The 19714-nt window shown below is 70.2% G+C and carries 19 protein-coding genes; 11 read left to right on the top strand and 8 right to left on the bottom strand.

What is annotated here, in order from left to right; all coding sequences use genetic code 11:
• Nucleotides 1-43: 43 nt before the first annotated feature.
• Nucleotides 44-2200, bottom strand: coding sequence for a glycogen debranching protein GlgX (glgX, locus tag ABT025_RS08270; protein WP_350991226.1), 2157 nt, complete (start codon nt 2198-2200; stop codon nt 44-46).
• A 378-nt stretch (nt 2201-2578) separates the two neighbouring features.
• Between glgX and ABT025_RS08265 the strand changes: the two genes are divergently transcribed.
• The gene (locus ABT025_RS08265) at nt 2579-3811 is read left to right on the top strand and encodes a DUF5919 domain-containing protein (protein ID WP_350991224.1); all 1233 of its coding nucleotides are present in this window, start codon (nt 2579-2581) and stop codon (nt 3809-3811) included.
• A gap of 91 nt (nt 3812-3902) precedes the next feature.
• Nucleotides 3903-4631, top strand: coding sequence for a 3'-5' exonuclease (locus tag ABT025_RS08260; protein ID WP_350991222.1), 729 nt, complete (start codon nt 3903-3905; stop codon nt 4629-4631).
• Between the two features lie 139 nt (nt 4632-4770).
• Here ABT025_RS08260 and ABT025_RS08255 read toward each other — a convergent pair whose 3' ends face one another.
• Nucleotides 4771-5637 carry a phosphotransferase enzyme family protein gene (locus ABT025_RS08255; RefSeq protein ID WP_350991220.1) on the bottom strand — a complete coding sequence of 289 codons (867 nt, stop codon included), beginning with the start codon at nt 5635-5637 and terminating at the stop codon, nt 4771-4773.
• A 126-nt stretch (nt 5638-5763) separates the two neighbouring features.
• On the opposite strand from ABT025_RS08255, the gene ABT025_RS08250 reads away from it, so the two are divergent.
• The 7 genes from ABT025_RS08250 (at nt 5764) to ABT025_RS08220 (ending at nt 12579) form a co-directional block, all read left to right on the top strand.
• Nucleotides 5764-6726: a carbohydrate ABC transporter permease gene (locus ABT025_RS08250; RefSeq protein WP_350991218.1), complete on the top strand. Its 963-nt coding sequence runs from the start codon at nt 5764-5766 to the stop codon at nt 6724-6726.
• Nucleotides 6723-7562 carry a carbohydrate ABC transporter permease gene (locus ABT025_RS08245; RefSeq protein WP_350991216.1) on the top strand — a complete coding sequence of 280 codons (840 nt, stop codon included), beginning with the start codon at nt 6723-6725 and terminating at the stop codon, nt 7560-7562. Before ABT025_RS08250 ends, ABT025_RS08245 begins: the two co-directional genes overlap by 4 nt.
• Entirely contained in the window at nt 7562-8854 is a 1293-nt protein-coding gene (locus tag ABT025_RS08240; RefSeq protein WP_350991214.1) for an ABC transporter substrate-binding protein, read from the top strand. The genes ABT025_RS08245 and ABT025_RS08240 overlap by 1 nt, the downstream gene beginning before the upstream one ends.
• Nucleotides 8855-9275: 421 nt before the next feature.
• Entirely contained in the window at nt 9276-9356 is an 81-nt protein-coding gene (locus tag ABT025_RS08235; protein ID WP_350985409.1) for a tryptorubin family RiPP precursor, read from the top strand.
• 113 nt (nt 9357-9469) lie between these two features.
• On the top strand, nt 9470-10516 hold the full coding sequence (locus ABT025_RS08230) for a cytochrome P450 (RefSeq protein WP_350991212.1): 1047 nt from the start codon (nt 9470-9472) through the stop codon (nt 10514-10516).
• 270 nt (nt 10517-10786) lie between these two features.
• Entirely contained in the window at nt 10787-11989 is a 1203-nt protein-coding gene (locus ABT025_RS08225) for a S8 family peptidase (RefSeq protein ID WP_350991210.1), read from the top strand.
• A gap of 206 nt (nt 11990-12195) precedes the next feature.
• Nucleotides 12196-12579, top strand: coding sequence for a nuclear transport factor 2 family protein (locus ABT025_RS08220; RefSeq protein ID WP_350991208.1), 384 nt, complete (start codon nt 12196-12198; stop codon nt 12577-12579).
• Nucleotides 12580-12583: 4 nt separating this feature from the next.
• Here ABT025_RS08220 and ABT025_RS08215 read toward each other — a convergent pair whose 3' ends face one another.
• Complete coding sequence (locus ABT025_RS08215; RefSeq protein WP_350991206.1) at nt 12584-13423, bottom strand: ABC transporter ATP-binding protein; 840 nt, start codon at nt 13421-13423, stop codon at nt 12584-12586.
• 14 nt (nt 13424-13437) lie between these two features.
• On the bottom strand, nt 13438-14307 hold the full coding sequence (locus ABT025_RS08210; RefSeq protein ID WP_350991204.1) for an aldo/keto reductase: 870 nt from the start codon (nt 14305-14307) through the stop codon (nt 13438-13440).
• Between the two features lie 96 nt (nt 14308-14403).
• Between ABT025_RS08210 and ABT025_RS08205 the strand changes: the two genes are divergently transcribed.
• Nucleotides 14404-14988 carry a TIGR03086 family metal-binding protein gene (locus ABT025_RS08205; RefSeq protein WP_350991202.1) on the top strand — a complete coding sequence of 195 codons (585 nt, stop codon included), beginning with the start codon at nt 14404-14406 and terminating at the stop codon, nt 14986-14988.
• A 68-nt stretch (nt 14989-15056) separates the two neighbouring features.
• Nucleotides 15057-15689 (top strand): mycothiol-dependent nitroreductase Rv2466c family protein, encoded by a 633-nt coding sequence (locus ABT025_RS08200; RefSeq protein WP_350991200.1) that lies wholly within the window; start codon nt 15057-15059, stop codon nt 15687-15689.
• A 34-nt stretch (nt 15690-15723) separates the two neighbouring features.
• Here ABT025_RS08200 and ABT025_RS08195 read toward each other — a convergent pair whose 3' ends face one another.
• Genes ABT025_RS08195 through ABT025_RS08180 form a run of 4 tightly spaced genes read right to left on the bottom strand, consistent with a single transcriptional unit; the run spans nt 15724 to nt 19328 of the window.
• A complete protein-coding gene (locus ABT025_RS08195; RefSeq protein ID WP_350991198.1) occupies nt 15724-16482 on the bottom strand; it encodes a sirohydrochlorin chelatase in 759 nt (252 codons plus the stop codon).
• 7 nt (nt 16483-16489) lie between these two features.
• Nucleotides 16490-17395 (bottom strand): ABC transporter permease, encoded by a 906-nt coding sequence (locus tag ABT025_RS08190; RefSeq protein ID WP_350991196.1) that lies wholly within the window; start codon nt 17393-17395, stop codon nt 16490-16492.
• Nucleotides 17382-18173: an ABC transporter ATP-binding protein gene (locus ABT025_RS08185; protein WP_350991194.1), complete on the bottom strand. Its 792-nt coding sequence runs from the start codon at nt 18171-18173 to the stop codon at nt 17382-17384. The genes ABT025_RS08190 and ABT025_RS08185 overlap by 14 nt, the downstream gene beginning before the upstream one ends.
• A 39-nt stretch (nt 18174-18212) precedes the next feature.
• Nucleotides 18213-19328, bottom strand: a complete 1116-nt coding sequence (locus ABT025_RS08180; protein WP_350991192.1) for an aliphatic sulfonate ABC transporter substrate-binding protein — start codon at nt 19326-19328, stop codon at nt 18213-18215.
• Nucleotides 19329-19714: the final 386 nt, after the last annotated feature.

Here is a 19714-nt window from a genome sequence, read left to right as displayed (position 1 = left end):
CACGGGCCCGGTCTCCTCCTTGCGCGGGCCCGGCCTCTCCCTCCTACGCCGGCCGCTGGAGCACCACCATGCTCCGTCCCACCAGCGTCACCCGATCGCCCGCCGCCACCTTCGGCCCCGCACCGGTCAGCACACCGTCCGGGCGGGCGGTGTCGACGACCGCGAGCCACTGCCGCCCGTGGTTGACCGGAACGGCGAATTCCAGCGTTTCGGCGCCGGCGTTGAACATCAGCAGGAACGAGTCGTCGGAGATCCGCTCCCCGCGCGGTCCCGGTTCCGAGATGGCGTGCCCGTTCAGGAAGACCGTCAGGGCCTTGGCGTGCGCCGCCTGCCAGTCCCGCTGGGTCATCTCCTCGCCCTCGGGCGTGAACCAGGCGATGTCGGAGAGCTCGTCGTGGGTGCCCTCCACAGGGCGCCCGTGGAAGAACCGCCGGCGCCGGAAGACGGGATGGTCGCGGCGCAGCCACACCATCGCCCGGGTGAACTCCAGCAGGCTGCTGCCGAGCCCGTCGCCGCCGTCCTCCGCGTCCTCGGCGTCCGCCGCCCCGGCCGGGTCCGGCCAGTGCACCCACGACAGCTCGCTGTCCTGGCAGTAGCCGTTGTTGTTGCCCCGCTGCGTACGGCCGAACTCGTCGCCGTGACTCAGCATCGGCACGCCCTGGGACAGCATCAGCGTGGCGATGAAGTTGCGCATCTGCCGCTCGCGCAGCTCCAGCACCTCGGGCCGGTCCGTCTCGCCCTCCACGCCGCAGTTCCACGACCGGTTGTGGCTCTCGCCGTCCCGGTTGCCCTCACCGTTGGCCTCGTTGTGCTTGTCGTTGTACGAGACCAGGTCGTGCAGGGTGAATCCGTCGTGGCAGGTGGTGAAGTTGATCGAGGCGAGCGGCCGCCGCCCGTCGTCCTGGTACAGGTCGGAGGAGCCCGTCAGCCGGCCGGCGAACTCGGCCAGGGTCCGGGGCTCGCCGCGCCACAGGTCGCGCACCGTGTCCCGGTACTTCCCGTTCCACTCGGTCCACAACGGCGGGAAGTTCCCCACCTGGTAACCGCCCTCGCCCACGTCCCACGGCTCGGCGATCAGCTTCACCTGGCTGACCACCGGGTCCTGCTGCACCAGGTCGAAGAACGACGACAGCCGGTCCACCTCGTGGAACTGCCGGGCCAGCGTGGCCGCCAGATCGAAGCGGAAGCCGTCCACGTGCATCTCGGTCACCCAGTAGCGCAGCGAGTCCATGATCAGCTGGAGCACGTGCGGGGAGCGCATCAGCAGGGAGTTCCCGGTCCCCGTGGTGTCCATGTAGTACCGCTGGTCGTCGGCGAGCCGGTAGTACGAGGCGTTGTCCAGCCCCCGGAAGGAGAGGGTCGGCCCCAGGTGGTTGCCCTCCGCCGTGTGGTTGTAGACCACGTCGAGGATCACCTCGATGCCTGCCTGGTGCAGGGCCCGCACCGCCTGCTTGAACTCCAGCACCTGCTCGCCCCGGTCGCCCCAGGAGGCGTAGGCGTTGTGCGGGGCGAAGAAACCGATGGTGTTGTAGCCCCAGTAGTTGGCGAGGCCCGCGTCCGCCAGCCGGTGGTCCTGGACGAACTGGTGCACCGGCATTAATTCGATCGCCGTGACCCCGAGCTCCGTCAGATGCGCGATGACCTCCGGATGGGCCAGCCCCGCGTACGTACCGCGCAGCTCCTTCGGCAGCCCCGGATGAAGCATCGTCAGACCCTTCACATGGGCCTCGTAGATCACCGTGCGGTGGTAGTCCGTACGGGGCCGCCGGTCGTCGCCCCAGTCGAAGTAGGGGTTCACCACGACCGAGGTCATGGTGTGCGGCGCGGAGTCCAGGTCGTTGCGCGCGTCGGGCCGGCCGAACGGATAGCCGTACACCGCCTCGCCCCACTGGATCTGCCCGGCGACCGCCCGTGCGTACGGATCCAGGAGCAGCTTGGCGGAGTTGCAGCGGGCCCCTCGCTGCGGTTCGTACGGCCCGTGCACCCTGAATCCGTACCGCTGACCGGGCATCACCCCGGGCAGGTAGGCATGGCGGACGAAGGCGTCGGTCTCCCTCAGCTCCACCGCCGTCTCGGAACCGTCGTCGTGCAGCAGGCACAACTCGATTCGGTGGGCGGCCTCCGAGAAGACCGCGAAGTTGGTCCCGGCGCCGTCGTACGTGGCACCGAGGGGGTACGCCTGTCCCGGCCAGACCTGCATAGATTCGACTCTTCCACTTCTGATGCGGTTGCCTGGGGAATGCGGGCTCCCTGGGGCAGATCTTCCCCGAAAGAGCGGCCCTTACCTAGGACCGGTCGGCAAATGGGGGCGGCGTCGCCCGGTCCGGTCAACATCGGGCCCCTCCGTGTCGCCCGGAACCGGAATCCGGCACCGGCGCCCGGCCGGTTGTCCGGAATGCGGCTTGGGGTGGGGTGTTTAATCACTATGAATCCGCTCACTCCGGCAGATCTCGCCGCACGGAACACGAGTTCACCGCAGGGGAGTTGGTAAAGGAGCCTGCGCATCCGGCTGCACCGGCTCCCGCTCCCGGAGTACCCTTCCTTGATCGTTGGTGGGGGAGTGGAAGGCGGTGCGCGGGTGAGCTCGGGAGGGTTCGAGCTGCCCCCAGGTGACACGGGTCACGAGGGGGATTCGGCTGATGTCCCGCCCGGGGCGGTTTCGCTTGCGCAGCCCCTGGAGATCGGTGCGGAGCTGGACTGGGGCGCGGAGGCCTGGAGCGAGGTGCGCACCCGTGCGCAACGGGCCGGGCGCGCCTACATCTGGCTGAATCTCGTGGAGCAGCGGCTGCGCGCCGTCGTCGCCGCGGTGCTCCGGCCCATCTACGAACCGGTCCACGGCGAGGACTGGGTGGTGGCCGCGGCGGGACCCGCCGGGCAGGAGTGGGTGCAGCGCGCCGTCGCGGTGCGCGAGGTGTCCCGCCGCAAGGGCTATCTGCTGGACCCGGCCGACGACAACGTCCTGAGCTTCCTCACGCTTCCGCAGCTGCGCGAGCTGATGGTCCAGCACTGGCCCTGCTTCGAGCCGTACTTCGACGACCGGCGCGACGTCGAGCTGGCCCTGGACGAGCTGGAGGTCGCACGCAACGTGGTCTCCCGCAACCGGGCCCTCAACGAGGCGGTGCTGGCCCAGGCCGAGCGGGCCTCCGCCCGGCTGCTGGAGATCCTGGGCAGCGGCGCGGCCGTCCCGTCCGCCGACCGTCTTCCGGTCGACGCCGTGGAGGAGCTCGTCGGGGACCGGTACGCGGATGTGGTGTCCGTCCATCCCGACCGGGTGCGGCTCCAGCGCCAACTGCCCGCCGAGGACCTCTTCGGTGGTTCGCGCCGCCTGGACGCGATCGGGATAGGGCTCAACCTGCTGGTCCAGAACTTCTCCGGCCGGCGGCTGATCCGGCTGGCCGAGTCGGGCTGCCGGATCCGGCTGCTCTTCATCAACCCGGCCAGCAGCGCGGTCAAGCGCCGGGAGCGGGAGCTCGGCCTCAAGAAGGGCGAGCTGAGCCGCTCCGTGGAGATGAACATCCTCCACATGCGCCGGGTCCGCTCCAAGCTCCGCGACCCGGGCGCCTTCGAGATCCATGTCTTCGACGAGACACCGCGCTTCACGGCATACCTGGTGGACGGCGACGGCGCCGACGCCGTGGGGGTCGTCCAGACCTACCTGCGCCGGGCGCGCGGCATGGAGGCGCCGGTGCTGGTGCTGCGGGGCGGCGGACGGGCGGTCGTCCGGGCCGGCCAGGACAGCGAGCACGGCCTGTTCGAGACGTACCGCGAGGAGTTCGAATCCGTGTGGACGGACTCCCGGCCGGTCTCCTGAGGGACCGCTCCTCCGGAGGGGCCCTGCTCGTTGTCAGTGCCCCGTGCGAGGGTGGTCGTCATCTGGGGGAGCACCACGAAGGAGGTACGGGATGAGCTGGCACCGGCAGGCGCTGGTCGGATTCGACCTGGAGACGACGGGTACGGAACCGCTGGAGGCCCGGATCGTGACAGCCGCGGTCGTCCGTGTCGACGGCAGCGACGGTGATCCGGTGAGCCGGCACGCCTGGCTGGCGGATCCGGGGATCCGGATCCCCGCACAGGCGTCCGCGATCCACGGCATCAGCAGCGAGCGGGCGGCGGCGGAGGGCCGGCCGGTGCGTGAGGTGGCCGACGAGATCGCCGACGCGCTGACCGGGTACTGGCGCCAGGGTGTCCCGGTGGTCGCGTACAACGCGGCCTTCGACCTGACGCTGCTGACGGCCGAGTTGCGCCGCCACGGGCTGCCCTCGCTCAGCGACCGGCTCGACGGGGCGGGGATCGGGCCGGTGATCGACCCGTACACGATCGACCGGGCCGTCGACCGCTACCGCAAGGGCAAGCGCAACCTCGAAGCGGTCTGCGTCGAGTACGGCGTGGTCCACGGGGGAGCACACGACGCGGGGGCGGACGCGCTCGCGGCGGTGCGGGTGGCGTACGCGATAGCCGCCCGGCACGGCTCGGTGGCCGCGCTGTCGGCGCCCGAACTTCACGAGCGCCAGATCACCTGGTACGCGGAGTGGGCCGCCGACTTCCAGCAGTTCCTGCGTCGCAAGGGCACGGCGGACGCGGTCATCGACAGCCGCTGGCCGGTACGGGAGCCGGTGCGGGTCTCGGGCTGAGTGGACCTTGCCCGGCCCGCAGCCGTGCGGTGTCCTCGATCGCCGGACGGGCTCGAACCGGCCCGGGCCGTTGCCCGCCCGCGGGCGGAGTCCGGGCGGGCGGCCGAGCCCGCCCGCCCGCCGATCGAGGACAACATGATCAGAACGGGTACCACCGGACCCCCGCGTCTCCGTCCCGCAGGGATGCCACGCGGCGGCGGAACTCCGCGAGTGCCTTCGGGTTGGCCGGGGCGTGCTGGGCGACCCAGGCACAGCTCGCCGTCTCCCGGGCTCCGCGCAGCACCGCGCAGCCGTCCCATTCCCGTACGTCCCACCCGTACGCCGAAGTGAAGGCGTCATAGGCCTCGGCCGCCAGCCCGTACCGGTCGCGGGACAGGGCGAGCACCACCAGATCGTGCTCGCGCAGATCCGTGGAGAAGGTCTCCAGGTCCACCAGGACCGGCCCGGCCGGACCGACATGGACGTTGCGTGCGAGCGCGTCGCCGTGGATCGGGCCCGGGGACAGATGGGGGACCAGCGCGGCGGCCGCCACCTCGAATCCGTCGCGGCGCTCGCGCAGGTACGCCGCGTCCGCCGGATCGATCGCCTCGCCGGCCAGGCGCAGCCACCGCTCGACGCCGCCCAGCAGCTCCCGGCGGGGCAGGGTGAGGCCCTCCGGGGCCGCCAGTGCGTGCACCGCGCTCAGCAGCGGCGCCAGATCCCGCGGCTCGGCCGGCCGCACCGCGTCGGGCAGCCGGTGCCACAGCGTCACGGGGTGGCCCTCGACGAGCCGCGCCCCGGGCTCGGCTGCCCGCACGGCGGGGACACCGGACGCGGTGAGCCACTGCGCCACGGCCACCTCGCGCTCGGCCCGTTCCAGCAGTTCCGGGCTCCGTACGGCGTCCCGGCCGATCTTGACGACCAGGTCGCCCACGCCGAACACCGCGTTCTCGCCCAGCGCGATCAGCTCCGCGTCGCCGGGCAGTCCGGCGGCGGTCAGCACCTCGCGCGCTCGCATCTCGTTCATGGATCCGATTTTCGCATCCGTGCAGGCCACCTTGACGAACCGACGGACCGTCAGCACGATGGCGGAGGCCACCTGAGCGGCCAGAACGGTATAAAGCCGGTCGAATGACGCAAGGGGGTCGCATCCATGACATTGGCAAATGCAACCGTGCAGTCCGGGCGGCAGGGTCCGCCGGGCGGTCCACCGGGTGGTGGGCGCGGCAGGCGGCCCGCACGGATCAACCGGAACGCCGGGACCTGGTTCCTGGTGCTGCCCGCCCTGATCCCGATCCTCGTCCTCAGCGTCGGGCCGCTGCTCTACGGCATCGCGCTGGCGTTCACCGACTCCCAGTCCGGCCGCACCCGGTCCACGCAGTGGGTCGGCGTACTGAACTTCCAGGACCTCCTCCACGACGGACTGTTCTGGGAGTCGTTCCGGATCGGACTGGTCTGGGCGCTCGGGGTCACCGTCCCGCAGTTCGTGCTGGCCCTGGGCCTCGCCCTGCTGCTCAACGAGAACCTGCGGCTGCGCTGGCTGGCCCGTGCCCTGGCGATCATTCCGTGGGCGATGCCCGAGGTCGTCGTCGGCATCATGTGGCGCCTCGTCTACAACCCGGACGCCGGAATCCTCAACGAGACCATCCGCGATCTGGGGCTCGGTGACGGCCGGGACTGGCTGACCGGCCTCGCCACCGCACTGCCGGCGGTGATCGTCGTCGGCATCTGGGCCGGCATGCCGCAGACCACGGTCGCCCTGCTGGCGGGGCTGCAGAACACCCCGCACGAGCTCCACGAGGCCGCCGCCCTGGACGGCGCGGGCGCCTGGCGCCGGTTCCGTACCGTCACCTGGCCCGCGCTCAGGCCGGTCGCCCTCTCCATCACCGCGCTCAACTTCATCTGGAACTTCAACGCCTTCGCCCTGGTCTACGTGCTGACCAACGGAGGTCCCGGCGGCCGCACCCGGCTGCCGATGCTCTTCGCCTACGAAGAGGCTTTCCGGTACGGACAGTTCGGCTACGCCGCGGCCATGGGCTGTGTGATGGTCGCGGTGATCTCCGTGATCCTCGCCGTGTACCTCGCCGGACGGCTCAGGGGAGGCGAGGACCGATGAGTCTGCGTACCAGCAGGCCCGCACGCGCAGGTCAGTACGTCGCGCTGCTCTGCTATCTGGTCTTCCTGGCCTTCCCGTTCCTGTGGCTGATCTCCACCGCCTTCAAGCCCGCACCCGAACTGGGCTCGCTGCACCCCACCTGGATCCCCGAGCACCCGACGCTGGACAACTTCCGGCAGGCCTTCGACGAACAGCCGCTGCTGCGGGCCGCCGGCAACTCGCTGATCGCCGCGCTCTCCGCCGGTGTCATCGCCGTCGTCGTCGCGACCCCGATGGCCTATGTGATGGCCCGCCACCGCTCACGCCTCTCCACGGCCGCCACCGGCTGGGTCGTGGTCAGCCAGGCGTTCCCCTTCGTCCTGCTGATCATTCCGCTCTTCCTGGTCCTCAAGCACCTGCATCTGATCAACACCCTGTGGGGACTGATCATGGTGTACGTGGTGTGGGCGCTGCCGTTCGCGCTGTGGATGCTGGTCGGCTACGTACGGGCCGTGCCGCCCGAACTGGAGGAGGCCGCGGCGGTCGACGGGGCGGGCCGGCTGCGGACGCTCGTCTCGGTGACCGTCCCGCTGCTGGGCCCGGGGATCGTCGCCACCGCACTCTTCGCGTTCGTCACCGCCTGGAACGAGTTCTTCTTCGCGCTCGTTCTGCTCAAGACACCGGAGAAGCAGACCCTGCCGGTCGTACTGACCCACTTCCTCGGCGCGGAGGGTGCGAGCGACCTCGGGCCGCTCGCCGCCGCCGCGTTCCTCGCCACCCTTCCCTCGCTCGTCCTCTTCGCCGTCATTCAGCGGCGGATCACGGGCGGCATGCTCGCCGGGGCGGTGAAGAGCTGATGCGCGCACTCGTACGCACGGCCGCCGCGGCGGCCACCGCGCTCGCCCTGCTGCTCACCGGTTGCGGCGGGGGCGGCGACGACGGGACGGACGGGAGGATCAAGCTCCGCTTCCAGTCGCTGGCCTGGCAGAAGGAGTCCGTCGACATCAACAGGCAGCTGGTGAAGGAGTGGAACGCGAGCCATCCCGATGTCGAGGTCCAGTACGTCCAGGGCAGCTGGGACAGCGTCCACGACCAGCTCCTCACGTCCTTCGAGGGCGGTGAGGCGCCGGACGTCATCCACGACGCGTCCGACGACCTCGCGGACTTCGCGTACGGCGGCTACCTCGCCGATCTGCGGACCCTTCTCCCGGACCGGCTGACCGGCGACATCCCCGCGCAGAGCCTGCGGACAGCCACGTTCGACGGCGGGGTCTACGGGGTGCCCTTCCTCCAGGAGCCACGGGTCCTGATCGCCAACACCAAGATCCTCAAGGCCTCCGGGGTCCGCATCCCGACCCCGGAGAGGCCCTGGAGCTGGCCGGAGTTCCGTCAGGTCACCAAACAGCTGACGGGCAAGGGCCGTTACGGGATCGCGTGGCCGCTCAAGGAACCGGTCTCCGTCACCCTGAACCTGGGCCTGTCGGCGGGCGGCGAGCTGTTCCACCGAGGCGCCGACGGAAAGGTGACCGTCGCCATGGGCGAGGGCGACCAGGTCGTCCCGGGCATCATCCACGACCAGGTCAACACCGACCACAGTGCCGCCCGTACCGCGCTCGGCATGGGCGGTGGCGACACGCTGCCCGGCCTCTTCGGCGGGAAGTACGCCATGGTGCCGCTCGGCTTCTCCTACCGCCAGCAGGTGGTCGAACAGGCCCCGAAGGGGTTCGAGTGGACCGTGCTGCCGGCCCCTGCCGGCAGCGAGGGACTGGCCCAGGGCGTGAGCCCGCAGACCCTGTCCGTCGCCGAGGACAGCCCGCACAAGAAGGAGGCCGTGGAGTTCATCGACTTCCTGCTGCGGCCCGCCAACATGGTGCGGCTGGCCAAGGGGGACTGGATGCTGCCGACGGGTACGGCCGCCCTGGCGGATCCCTCGCTGCACACCGCCGAGCGCGGCTGGGCGACGGGCGCCGCCCTCGCGACCGCGCTGCGCTCCGCGCCGGCCCAGTCCGTGCGCGGCTACCCCGAGTGGAAGGACAAGGTCGCCACGCCCGCGCTCCAGGAGTACTACAGCGGTGCGATCGACGCGGATGAGCTGAGGAAACGTCTGGTGGAGGACGGTAACCGGGTTCTGGCCCGATACCAGCGATGACTTCGGGCAGGGAGGAAAGAGATTACCGACCGGTACGTATCTTTCCCGCGCCGAAGCGTGGACGATCCGGGCGCCGGACGCCTGCCTGGAGTCGCGGCAAGACATTTCTGAACGACGGCGATTCAGACAGTCATCGGCTTGAATTTGCTTCTTCACACCCTTGCCGGGACGTGCGCATACGGGTATGGCCGGGGAAACGCTCCGTTTCTCTTCGGTCCGTTGAATGCAGACTGAAACGGAACGCGCGGCCGCTTTTGGCTGAAAAGGAGAACATTGACAACGTCAATTGCTCTGGGCTGTACTCCTGTCGGTGGTCGGTCGTGGTGCGGAATTTCTGCCGAGGCGGGAAGTCCGTATCGCAATAACGACCGAGTTCGCGTCCCGGAAAAGTAAATTCAAAGTCAAAGATGGAGGTGCTGTTATGAAGTTCCTTTTTCTGCTGAAGGACAAGATGACGCCGGAGAAGAGCCTGAAGGCATACGCCTGGTACCACTGGTACTAAACCGGCATTCGAGTCCGGCCGGCCGGCGGACGCGGTCCGTCGGCCGGGTCCGTGCCCGGCGTGGCCTCAACGGCCCGCCGGGCGCGGGCGCCTCTCGCTTCTTGGAGACCACGATGCAGATATCCGGTACCGGCAGCCGTGCCCGGGACGTCGTCTTCGCGCCGAGACTCCAGGCGCTCCTGAGGGACCACCGGGGCGAGGAGATCTTCCGGCTGGACTCCGGCACCGTCGGCGTCGCCGGGGCCGGTCTGACCGACCGTATCCTCGCCGCCAGGCCGGCCACCGAGGACGAGCGCCCCACCTTCAAACCTCTCCACGGGCGGTCCATTCCTCGCGCCGAGGCCGCCACCGTCATGCAGGCCATCGGCCGCGACGTCCGGACGGCCCTGAAGAAGCCCGTTCCCGGGAACGCCGACCTCCGGGGTGAATGGCCGCATGTGGGCCACGTGTACCTGCGTGACCTGATGCTCGGGGACGACCCCTACCGGCTGCGCGTCCTCATGGACCGCGTCCTGGAACTGACGCCCAAACTCACCTGGTCGGTCATCGTCGCCGGAGCCGCGCTGCCCGGCAGGCTGCGCCCCGGCGCCCCGGTCTCCGCCATCGCGGGCCTGACCGCCGAGGCCAAGGGGTACGGCGACCGCCGCTACGCGATGGGTTTGTACCGCAGAGCCGCGGCCCCGGTCTGCTTCACCGTATCGACACTTGTCGCCAACGCGCTCTGGCTCGGATCACCGTTCGACGACGCGACCTCGAACCGGAACATCCTGTACGAGGCCATGCGGCTGCTGCCGCCCTCCTGGAACATTCTGCGAAGGGCGTCCCCGGAGTACCTCGCGCTCGACCCCCGGATCGGCGCCGGCGACGACGTCCTGCTCCTGCCGCTGCTGAGTCACCGGGATCCCGCCCTCTGGGAGGACCCCGATGTGTTCAGGCCGGGGCGATGGGACCTTCTCGACCCGGACGACCTGCCCGGCTACCTGCCCTTCGGCCATGAATCCGAGCGCTGTTGGGGACGGCACATGGTGATGCCGCTCGCGGAGATGCTGCTCGACATGGTGCGTGGCGGCGGTCTGACGGTGGATCCCGCACAGACGGCCGCCGAAGTCCCCCTCGCCGGGCTGATGGGTGTGGCAGGGGTGCGGATCACTCGACGCTGAACCACTACGCTCCGCCCCGTCCGTGAGGTGGCGTCACGGACGGGGCGAAGTGCTGTGTCCGTGACGCGCACGCCCCGACAGGGCGGAAGTTGTGACCGAGTTGGGGACCACCGGTCGGCTTCTTGTGACGAAACCTTGTCGGGGACGCCACAGGCGCAAGGGGGGTCTTGATCTGCGCGCGTCAATCGGTAAGGGTTTCGAGCCAGCCCCCGGAGATCTTCCGGCCGAGGGCCAATCCCCCCACAAAGAATGACGAGGAGATCCCTCTTCATGGCAATTCACAAGCGCGCACGCCGGTTCAAGCTCACCGCCGCCATCACCGCGGTGGCCGCCGCAGCCGGAGTCACCCTGCTGGCCAGCCCCTTCGCCGGAGCGGCACCCGCCCCCGCGACGGGCAAGATCTACGGTGCCGACGCGGCGACCGCCGTCTCCGGCAGCTACATCGTGATGCTGGACCAGAAGGCGGACAAGGCGAAGCTCGCCAAGCAGTACGGCGGCAAGCTGAAGCGCAACTACAGCTCCGCCATCAACGGCTTCTCCGCCAGCGGCCTTTCGGAGACCGAGGCCAAGCGGCTCGCCGCCGACCCGGCCGTCTCCAAGGTCGTCCAGAACAAGAAGTTCCACATCGACGCAACCCAGGACAACCCGCCGTCCTGGGGCCTGGACCGCATCGACCAGGCGGAGACCGCCGGGGACAACGCGTACACCTACCCGGACAGCGCGGGCGAGGGTGTCACCGCGTACGTCATCGACACCGGGGTCCGCACCACGCACGAGGAGTTCGAGGGCCGGGCCAGCTCGGGCTTCGACGCCGTGGACAACGACGACAGTGCCGACGACGGCAACGGCCACGGCACCCACGTGGCCGGCACCATAGCCGGGGCGACGTACGGCGTCGCCAAGCAGGCCAAGATCGTCGCCGTCCGCGTTCTGGACGACTCGGGCTCGGGCACCACCGAGCAGGTCGTCGCCGGCATCGACTGGGTCACCGAGAACCACGAGGGCCCGTCCGTCGCCAACATGAGCCTCGGCGGTGGCGTGGACGAGGCGCTCGACGCGGCGGTCCAGAAGGCCATCACCTCCGGAGTCACCTTCGCGGTGGCCGCCGGGAACGAGTCGAGCGACGCGAGCGAGGGCTCCCCGTCGCGCGTCCCGGAAGCGATCACCGTCGCCTCGTCCACGGTGGACGACGAGCAGTCGTCGTTCTCCAACTACGGCTCGGTCGTGGACATCTACGCCCCGGGCTCGGACATCACCTCGTCGTGGAACGACAGCGACGACGCCTCCAACACCATCTCCGGTACGTCCATGGCGACCCCGCACGTCGTCGGTGCCGCCGCCGTCTACCTGGCCGGGCACCCGGACGCCACCCCGGAGGAGGTCGCGACGGCGCTGACCGAGGGAGCCACCCCGGACGCCATCAGCAACGCCACCGAAGGGACGGCGAACAAGCTGCTGAAGGTCGTTGAGTAACACGGGCACCATCTGACCGGCGGCCACCGCGCCCTCCCCCACGGGGCGCGGCGGCCGCACGGCTCGGGAAGATCGTCCTATGGTGTGCCCATGATGATGTACGCGGTGTCGTCGCCCGGGACGAGCGGGAGCGGTCACCGGGGGCTCCCCACAGCCGGGCCCCGCGAACTGCCCAGCGGATCCTCCCGGACGGCCGGAGACGGCACATGAGCGAGCCGACCCCGGGCGTGGCCGCGGCGGTCGAGGGCGAACTCCGGCTCCTCGACCCGGTGGTCCGGGCCTCCACCGAACTCCTCGTCCAGGTCCTGCACCCCGACTTCCACGAGGTGGACACCACCGGCCGACGCTGGGACCGCGAGATGGTCATCACCTCGCTGATCTCGGACACGGCCCCACGGCCCGGTCAGCTCACCGCCTCACGGATGCGCGGGATCCAACTGGCCGACGAGCTCGTCCACGTCACGTTCGACACCGAGGCCAAGGGGAAGCGCGCCCACCGCAGTTCGCTGTGGCGCCTCGCCGGGACGCGATGGCTGCTGTACTACCACCAGGCCACCCCCTTCGACCCTTCGGCGGCCGCCGAGGGGTGAGGTGTCAGCGGCGGTCCGCACGATGCGCCCGCGCCGACCACCGTCCGTCCGTGCGGGAGATCCGTACCGGATGGCCGAAGCAGTCACTGACCTGATCGGTGGTCAGCACCTCGTCGGCCGGCCCCGAGGCCACACTCCGCCCGCCGCGCAGCAGCATCGCATGCGTGGTCGAGGCCGGCAGCTCCTCCAGATGGTGGGTGACCAGCACCGTCGCCAGCTCCGGAGTCTCCTCGCGCAGCGCGTCCAGGCTGTCGAGCAACTGCTCCCGGGCGGCCAGATCCAGCCCGGTGGCCGGCTCGTCGAGCAGCAGCAGCCGGGGCTGCGGCATCAGCGCGCGGGCGATGAGCGTACGACCGCGCTCACCCTGCGACAGGGTCGGCCAGCGCGACCGCGTCCTGCCGCCCATGCCCAGCATCTTCAGCAGCCGCTCGGCACGCTCCCGCTGCTCCGCCCCGGGTGACCAGCGCGGCAGCGGCTCGACCGAGTTGGTCAGGCCGGTCAGCACCACCTGGCTCACCGTCAGCGGGGAACGCAGCGGATGACGCGGATCGACATGCCCCAGCAGGGTCCGCAGCTCCCGCAGATCGACCCGGCCGAGCGTACGTCCCAGCACCTCCACCGAGCCCCGGGTGGGATGGGTGACCGCGCCGAGCAGCCCGAGCAGGGTGCTCTTGCCCGCACCGTTGGCGCCCAGCAGGGCCCAGTGCTCACCGCTCCGTACGGTCAGCGAGACCGAGTCGAGCAGGACGTTCCCGTCACGTACGAGGCAGACGCGGTCGGCCCGGATCACCGGCACCGGGGCGGTCGGGATGCTCCGGGCGGGAACGGCGTCGGTCGTGGTCACGTGCGCGTACTCCTTCATACGGTTGCGAGCGCCTCCAGGCGGCTCATGTCCTCGGCCGTCAGCCGGATCTCCCGCGCCCCCAGGTTCTCCGAGAGGTGGACGGAAGAACCGGTGCCCGGCGTCGGGCACAGCACGGGGGAGCGGTGCAGGAGCCAGGCGAGGGCGATCTGCCCGCGGGTGGCGCCGTGGCTCTCCGCGACACCGTCGAGCGTGGCGGAGGCGTCGCCGGTCAGTGCGCCGTCGGCCAGCGGGAACCAGGGGAGGAACGCCAGGCCGTGGGCTTCGCACACCTTCAGCACCGCGTCCGACGCGCGGTCGAGGAGGTTGAAGCGGTTCTGCACCGAGGCGATCCCGGTCAGGGAGAGCGCCTGCTCCAGCTGGTCGGCGGTGAGGGTGTCCAGACCGATGCAGCGGATCTTACCCTCCTGCCGCAGCGCATCCAGAGCGCCCAGCTGATCGGCCATCGGCACCTGCGGGTCCAGCCGGTGCAACTGGTACAGGTCGATCCGGTCGGTCCGCAGCCTGCGCAGACTCGCCTCGCACATGGCGCGCAGATCCTCCGGACGCCCCGCGATGTGCCAAGCGCTGTCGCCGGTGCGGACGACACCGCCCTTGGTCGCGATCACGAGCTCGTCGCGGTACGGGTGAAGCGCCTCGGCCACCAGTTCCTCGGCCACACCGGGCCCGTAGTTGTCGGCGGTGTCGATCAGCGTGACCCCCTGCTCGACCGCCGACCGGAGTACCGCCAGCGCGTCCCGGCGCTCGCCGCGCGGGCCCCAGTACCCGGGGCCGGTCAGCTGGGCGGTGCCGTAGCCGAGACGCCGCACGGGCAGCTCGCCGCCGAGGAGGAACGAGCCGTCGGGGGAGGGGAGCGAAGCAGACATGAAGGAACAGTAGTACCGGGGTCCGGTGCCCCTCCGGCCGGCGCCTGTCGCCTTTCTTCAAGACCCGGAGCGGCGGCCCTTCCTAGAGTGCTGTGCATGAAGACCGAGCACACCCATATGACCGAATGCGCCGCCGAAGCCGCCCGCGTGGCCCGCGGCGTCCGCCCCGAACAGCTCGACGCGCCCGTCACTCCCTGCGCCGGCTGGGACGTCCGCGGGCTCATCAACCACTGGGTGCTCTACACCTCGCACGGCATGGAGCACCGCGCTCTGCGCACGGAGATCCCCGAGGAGTTCACCGCGCGGGACTTCACGGCGGAGGCCGACTGGGCCGAGCGGTACGCGGCCCAGCTGGACCGAGCCGTCGCCGCCTGGTCGGACCCCGCCGCCTGGGAGGGCGTGATCGGCACCGGTGAGTCGGCCACCCCGGCCGCGGACACCGCCGCGATGCTCATCGAGGAGACGGCCCTGCACGGCTGGGACGTGGCCCGGGCCACCGGCCAGGAGTTCCGGCTCTCGGACGGGGCGGCCGCCCATGTCCTGGGGATCGTCGAGAAGACCGCGGCGCTCTACCGCCAGTACGAAGGCTTCGCCGCTGAGGTCACCCCCGCTGCGGGGGCCGGCGACTTCACCCGCGCAGTGGCCCTGAGCGGCCGCGATCCGCAGTGGACCGCCGCCTGAGAATGGCCCAGCCCCACGGGCGCTGAATGGCCCGCGGGGATGAGCCACCGGCTGGCTAGGCTCATTCCATGACCACTCACCGCAGCCCGGACCCGGGCAGGGCCGTCATCGACTTCTTCTTCGACCCGGCCTGCCCGTTCGCCTGGATCACCTCCCGCTGGATGCTGGAGGTGGAGCAGCAGCGCGACATCGAGCTCCGCTTCCACGTGATGAGCCTCCACCTGCACAACACGGGCAATGAACTCCCCGACTGGTACCGCACCCTGGTCGACAAGTCGATCGGGCCGGTACGCGTCGCCGTCGCCGCGGCCGGACTGCTGGGCGAGGGCGTCCTGCGCGATCTGTACACGGCCTTCGGGGTCCGGATCCACCAGCAGAAGAACGAGGACTTCGACGAGGTGATCGCCCAGTCCCTCGACGAGCTCGGCCTGCCCGCCGAACTGGCCGCGGCCGCTCACGACCCGGCGTACGACGAGGCGCTGCGCCGCAGCCACGACGCCGGCAAGGACCCGGAGGCGGACGGATACGTGGGCACGCCCACGATCCACGTCGACGGGACGGTCTGGTTCGGCCCCGTGCTGCGGGCCGTGCCGCGCGGCGGGGAGGCGGCCCGGCTGTTCGACAGCTTCCGGGTGCTCGCCGGGTACGACGACTTCTTCGAGCTCAAGCGGACCCGCACGGGCGGCCTGGATTTGGGCTGAGAGAGCCCCGGCAGGATTCCGGGCGGGAGGCGCCCTACGCGCTGACCGGGGCGGACCGGGCCGACTTGACGCGGGCCTCGTCGTACCGGTCCAGCAGCAGCCGCGCCAGTTCCGGCGACGGACCCAGCACGCCGGCCAGCACATCCGCCCCGGCCTCGGCAGCCCCTGCCGCGATGCGGTCCGGGAGACGGCCGGGCGCGATGACGTACGGGGCGACCGCCACCCGGCGCACACCGTCGGCCCGCAGGGCGCGTACCGCGTCCTCGGTACGGGGACGGGATGCGGAGGCGAACGCAGGCCGCACGGAACACCAACCGGTGTGCCGCAGCTCCCGCGCGATTTCAGCGATCACTGCGATCGCCTCCGGGTCTGTGGAGCCCGCCGAGGCCAGGACGAGCCCGGTCGAGCCTTTGTCGCCGGGGCGGACTCCGGCTTCGTACAGCCGCCGCTCCAAAGCGGAGTTCAGCAGCGGCGAGGGGCCGAGCACCTCGGCCTGCCGCACCCGCAGCCGCGGCAGCCGGGCGCGTGCCTCCCGCAGGACCGCCGGGATGTCGGACTTGGCGTGGAAGGCGCGGGTGAGCAGCAGCGGAAGCGCCACCACCTCACCCGCGCCCTGCGCGTCCAGCCGTTCCAGGACCCGTGGCACCGACGGTGCGTTGAAGTCCAGGAACCCGGTCTCCACCCGCAGCCCCGGCCGCAGCGACCGTACCCGCGCGGTGAGCGCGTGCACGGTCGCCGCGTGCCGCGGATCACGGCTGCCGTGGGCGATGACGAGAAGGACCGGAGATGTCATGACGCTCTCAGCTCTTGACGAGGAGGCCGCGGCTGCGCAGCACCCACCGCTCCAGCGGACTGAAGATGAGCAGATCGATCGCGATGCCGACGATCAGGATCAGGAAGATGGCGAGGAAGACCATAGACATGCTGCTGGTCTCACGCCCCTGCTCCAGCAACTGCCCGAGTCCCACACCCAGATCGGGCGACGAGGCGATGATCTCGGCGGCCATCAGCGAGCGCCAGGAGAAGGCCCAGCCCTGCTTCAGTCCCGCCAGGTATCCGGGCAGCGACGCCGGCAGCACGATGTGCCAGGTGCCGCGCAGCCCGGTGGCACCGAGCGTCTTGCCGGCCCGCAGGTGCAGCGGCGGGATCTGGTCGACACCGGCCACGAGCCCGTTGGCGATGGACGGGACGGCACCCAGCAGGATCACCGCGTACATCATCCTGTCGTCCAGCCCCAGCCAGATGACGGCGGGCGGCACCCATGCCACCGACGGCAGCGACTGGAGCCCGGAGAGCACCGGACCGATCGCCGCTCGCACCACCTTCACCCGGGACACCAGCAGCCCCAGCGGGGTGCCGATGACGAGAGCGAAGAGGAAGCCGAGCAGACCGCGCGAGACGCTCGTCCAGATGTAGCCGATCAGGGTGCCCTGCGCCCAGGCGTTGGACACCTCGTCCCAGACCAGTGCGGGCGACGGCAGCTTGTAGTCGTCGGTGACCTTCGCCCAGATCAGGATCTGCCAGATGAGCAGCACCAGCGCGACGGCCACCACCGGAGGCAGGACCTTCTGCGTCAGTACCTGGCGCACCGGTGTCCGGCTCACCCGTACCGCGTCGAGTGCGTCGAGTCCCGCCTCCAGACCGGCCAGGTCCTGGGCCTCGTCCCTCGGGGCGGAGTCCTTGGCAGAGGTCTCAGTGCTGGCCATGTCGGCGGATCTCCCCACGCAGTTGTTCGGTGATCTCGACGGACAGTTCCGCCACGGCGGTGTCCTCGATGCGGCGCGGCTGCTGGATGTCGACCGTCCACTCACGGGCGATCCGGCCGGGGCGGGACGAGAGCAGCACCACACGCTCGGCGAGCCGCACCGCCTCGCGCACGTTGTGCGTGACGAAGAGGACGGAGACCTTCGTCTCGCGCCAGATCCGGGTCAGTTCGTCGTGCAGCACATCGCGGGTGATGGCGTCGAGCGCGGCGAACGGCTCGTCCATCAGCAGCAGCTGACTGTCCTGGGCGAGCGCCCTGGCCATCGCCACCCGCTGCCGCATGCCGCCCGACAGCTCGTGCACCCGCTTGCCGTACGCCCCGCCCAGACGCACCAGCTCCAGCAGCCGCTCCGCCTCCGTACGGCGTTCCGACTTCGGCACGCCGCGCAGCCGCAGCGCCAGTTCGATGTTCTTGCCCGCGGTCAGCCACGGGAAGAGGGCATGCTCCTGGAACATCAGGGCCGGCCGTCCTCCAGGAGTCTCGATGGACCCCGCGGTCGGACGGTCGAGTCCCGCGACCAGGTTGAGCAGCGTCGATTTGCCGCACCCGGAAGCCCCCAGGAGGGTGACGAACTCGCCGGGAGCGACATCGAGCGTGATGTCGTCCAGCACGAGCTGCTGCCCTTCCGGTCCGGCGAAGGACTTCGAGACGTGGTCGATCCGGGCGGCGTGCCCGACCGCCCTACGGTCCTCGGCCTTGGTGAGCGTCGTCGTCGCCATGGTCGTCACCTCCTGGGAGATCCTGTAACGGTCGGGTGGTTACTTGACGCCGAGACCGGCGTCGGCGACCTCGGGCTTGCCCGCGGCCTTGAGGATCTTGTTCAGCGGCTTCAGGTCGTAGATGCCCGTCAGATCCGTCTCGTCCAGCAGGCCGGCCTTCACCGCGTGCTTCGCCTCCGTGTCGAGCGTGGCGGCCAGCGGGTCATCGGTGAACTGGATCGACTTCCACGCCGGGTCCAGGACGTCCGCGGGCAGTTCCTTGCCGGACAGCGTCTTGAGCGCGGCGTTGGCGGAGGCCTTCGCCTTGTCCGGGTTGGCGTTGATCCACGCGTTGCTGTTGACCGAGCCGCGCAGCACCGCCTCGACGACATCCGGGTGCTCGGTGAGGAACTTCTGCGACACGATGATGTTCGTGATCACGAACTTGTTGTCCGGCCAGAGCGTCGACTCGTCGAGCAGCACCTTCGCACCCTGGGCGACGAGCTTGGACGCGGTCGGCTCAGGCACCCAGGCGCCGTCGATGGAACCCGACTTGTAGGCGTCCGGGGTCACCTTGTTGTCCGTGCGGACGACGGAGACGTCACCCTTGCCGCTCTGCGCGTCGACCTCCCAGCCCTTCTCGGAGATCCAGTTGAGGAAGGCCACGTCCTGGGTGTTGCCGAGCTGGGGGGTGGCGATCTTCTTGCCCTTGAGGTCGTCGAGCGACTTGACCTTCTTCGGGTTGACGACCAGCTTGACGCCGCCGGAGGCCGAACCGCCGATGATACGAAGGCTCTTGCCCTTGGACTTCGTGAAGCCGTTGATGGCGGGCGAGGGGCCGATGAAGCCGATGTCGATCGAGCCGGCGTTGAGGGCCTCGATCTCGGAGGGCCCCGCGTTGAACGTCGAGGGCTTGACCTCGGTGGAGCCGAGCTCCTTGGCGATGATGCCTTCCTGGATACCGACCAGCGCGGTGGCGTGCGTCAGGTTCGGGAAGTACCCGATCTTCACGGTGTCCGTGGAGAGCTTCTTGCCGTTGGAGGCGACGTTCGCCTTCTTGGCGTCGTCGTCCTTCGCGTCGGAGCCGTAGCCGCAGGCGGTGAGCGCAACGGCGAGCAGCGGCAGGGCGGCGGCAGCTGCGATGCTGCGGCGAAGCGTGGTACGGGGGGCAGACACGGGAGGTCTTCCTCTCGGAGGCCCGGTTCTCACGTCCCTCGGAAGTCCGGGGACGTGGCCGGGAAGTCGGCAGGTCTTCGTCTGAACTGGCGGTGCAGGTGGTGCTGCCGGGCGCGCAGGCAGTGCGCGTACGTCATCGCGCACATCGCGCAACCCCGCCCTGGCCGCTGCCGAGGGCACCGCTGCCGACACGGCCGCCCTCCTTCGCGAAGGTCGAGAAAATGTCCTGGCTCATCAGAAGTCCCACTCCGTGTCGTCGTCCACAGGAGTCCCGGCCTGCGGGACGGCTTCGAAGGAGGTGCCTGCCATGCCGGCGGTGAGGGTGGTGCCGTCGGTGGGGTCGATGAGGAGGAAGGAGCCGGTGCGGCGGGAGTCGGCGTAGGTGT

It is taken from the genome of Streptomyces sp. NPDC002809, from assembly GCF_040295435.1.
GTDB lineage: Bacteria > Actinomycetota > Actinomycetes > Streptomycetales > Streptomycetaceae > Streptomyces.
Note: the sequence above shows the minus strand (reverse complement) of the source record. Positions and strands in the feature narration are given on the sequence as shown.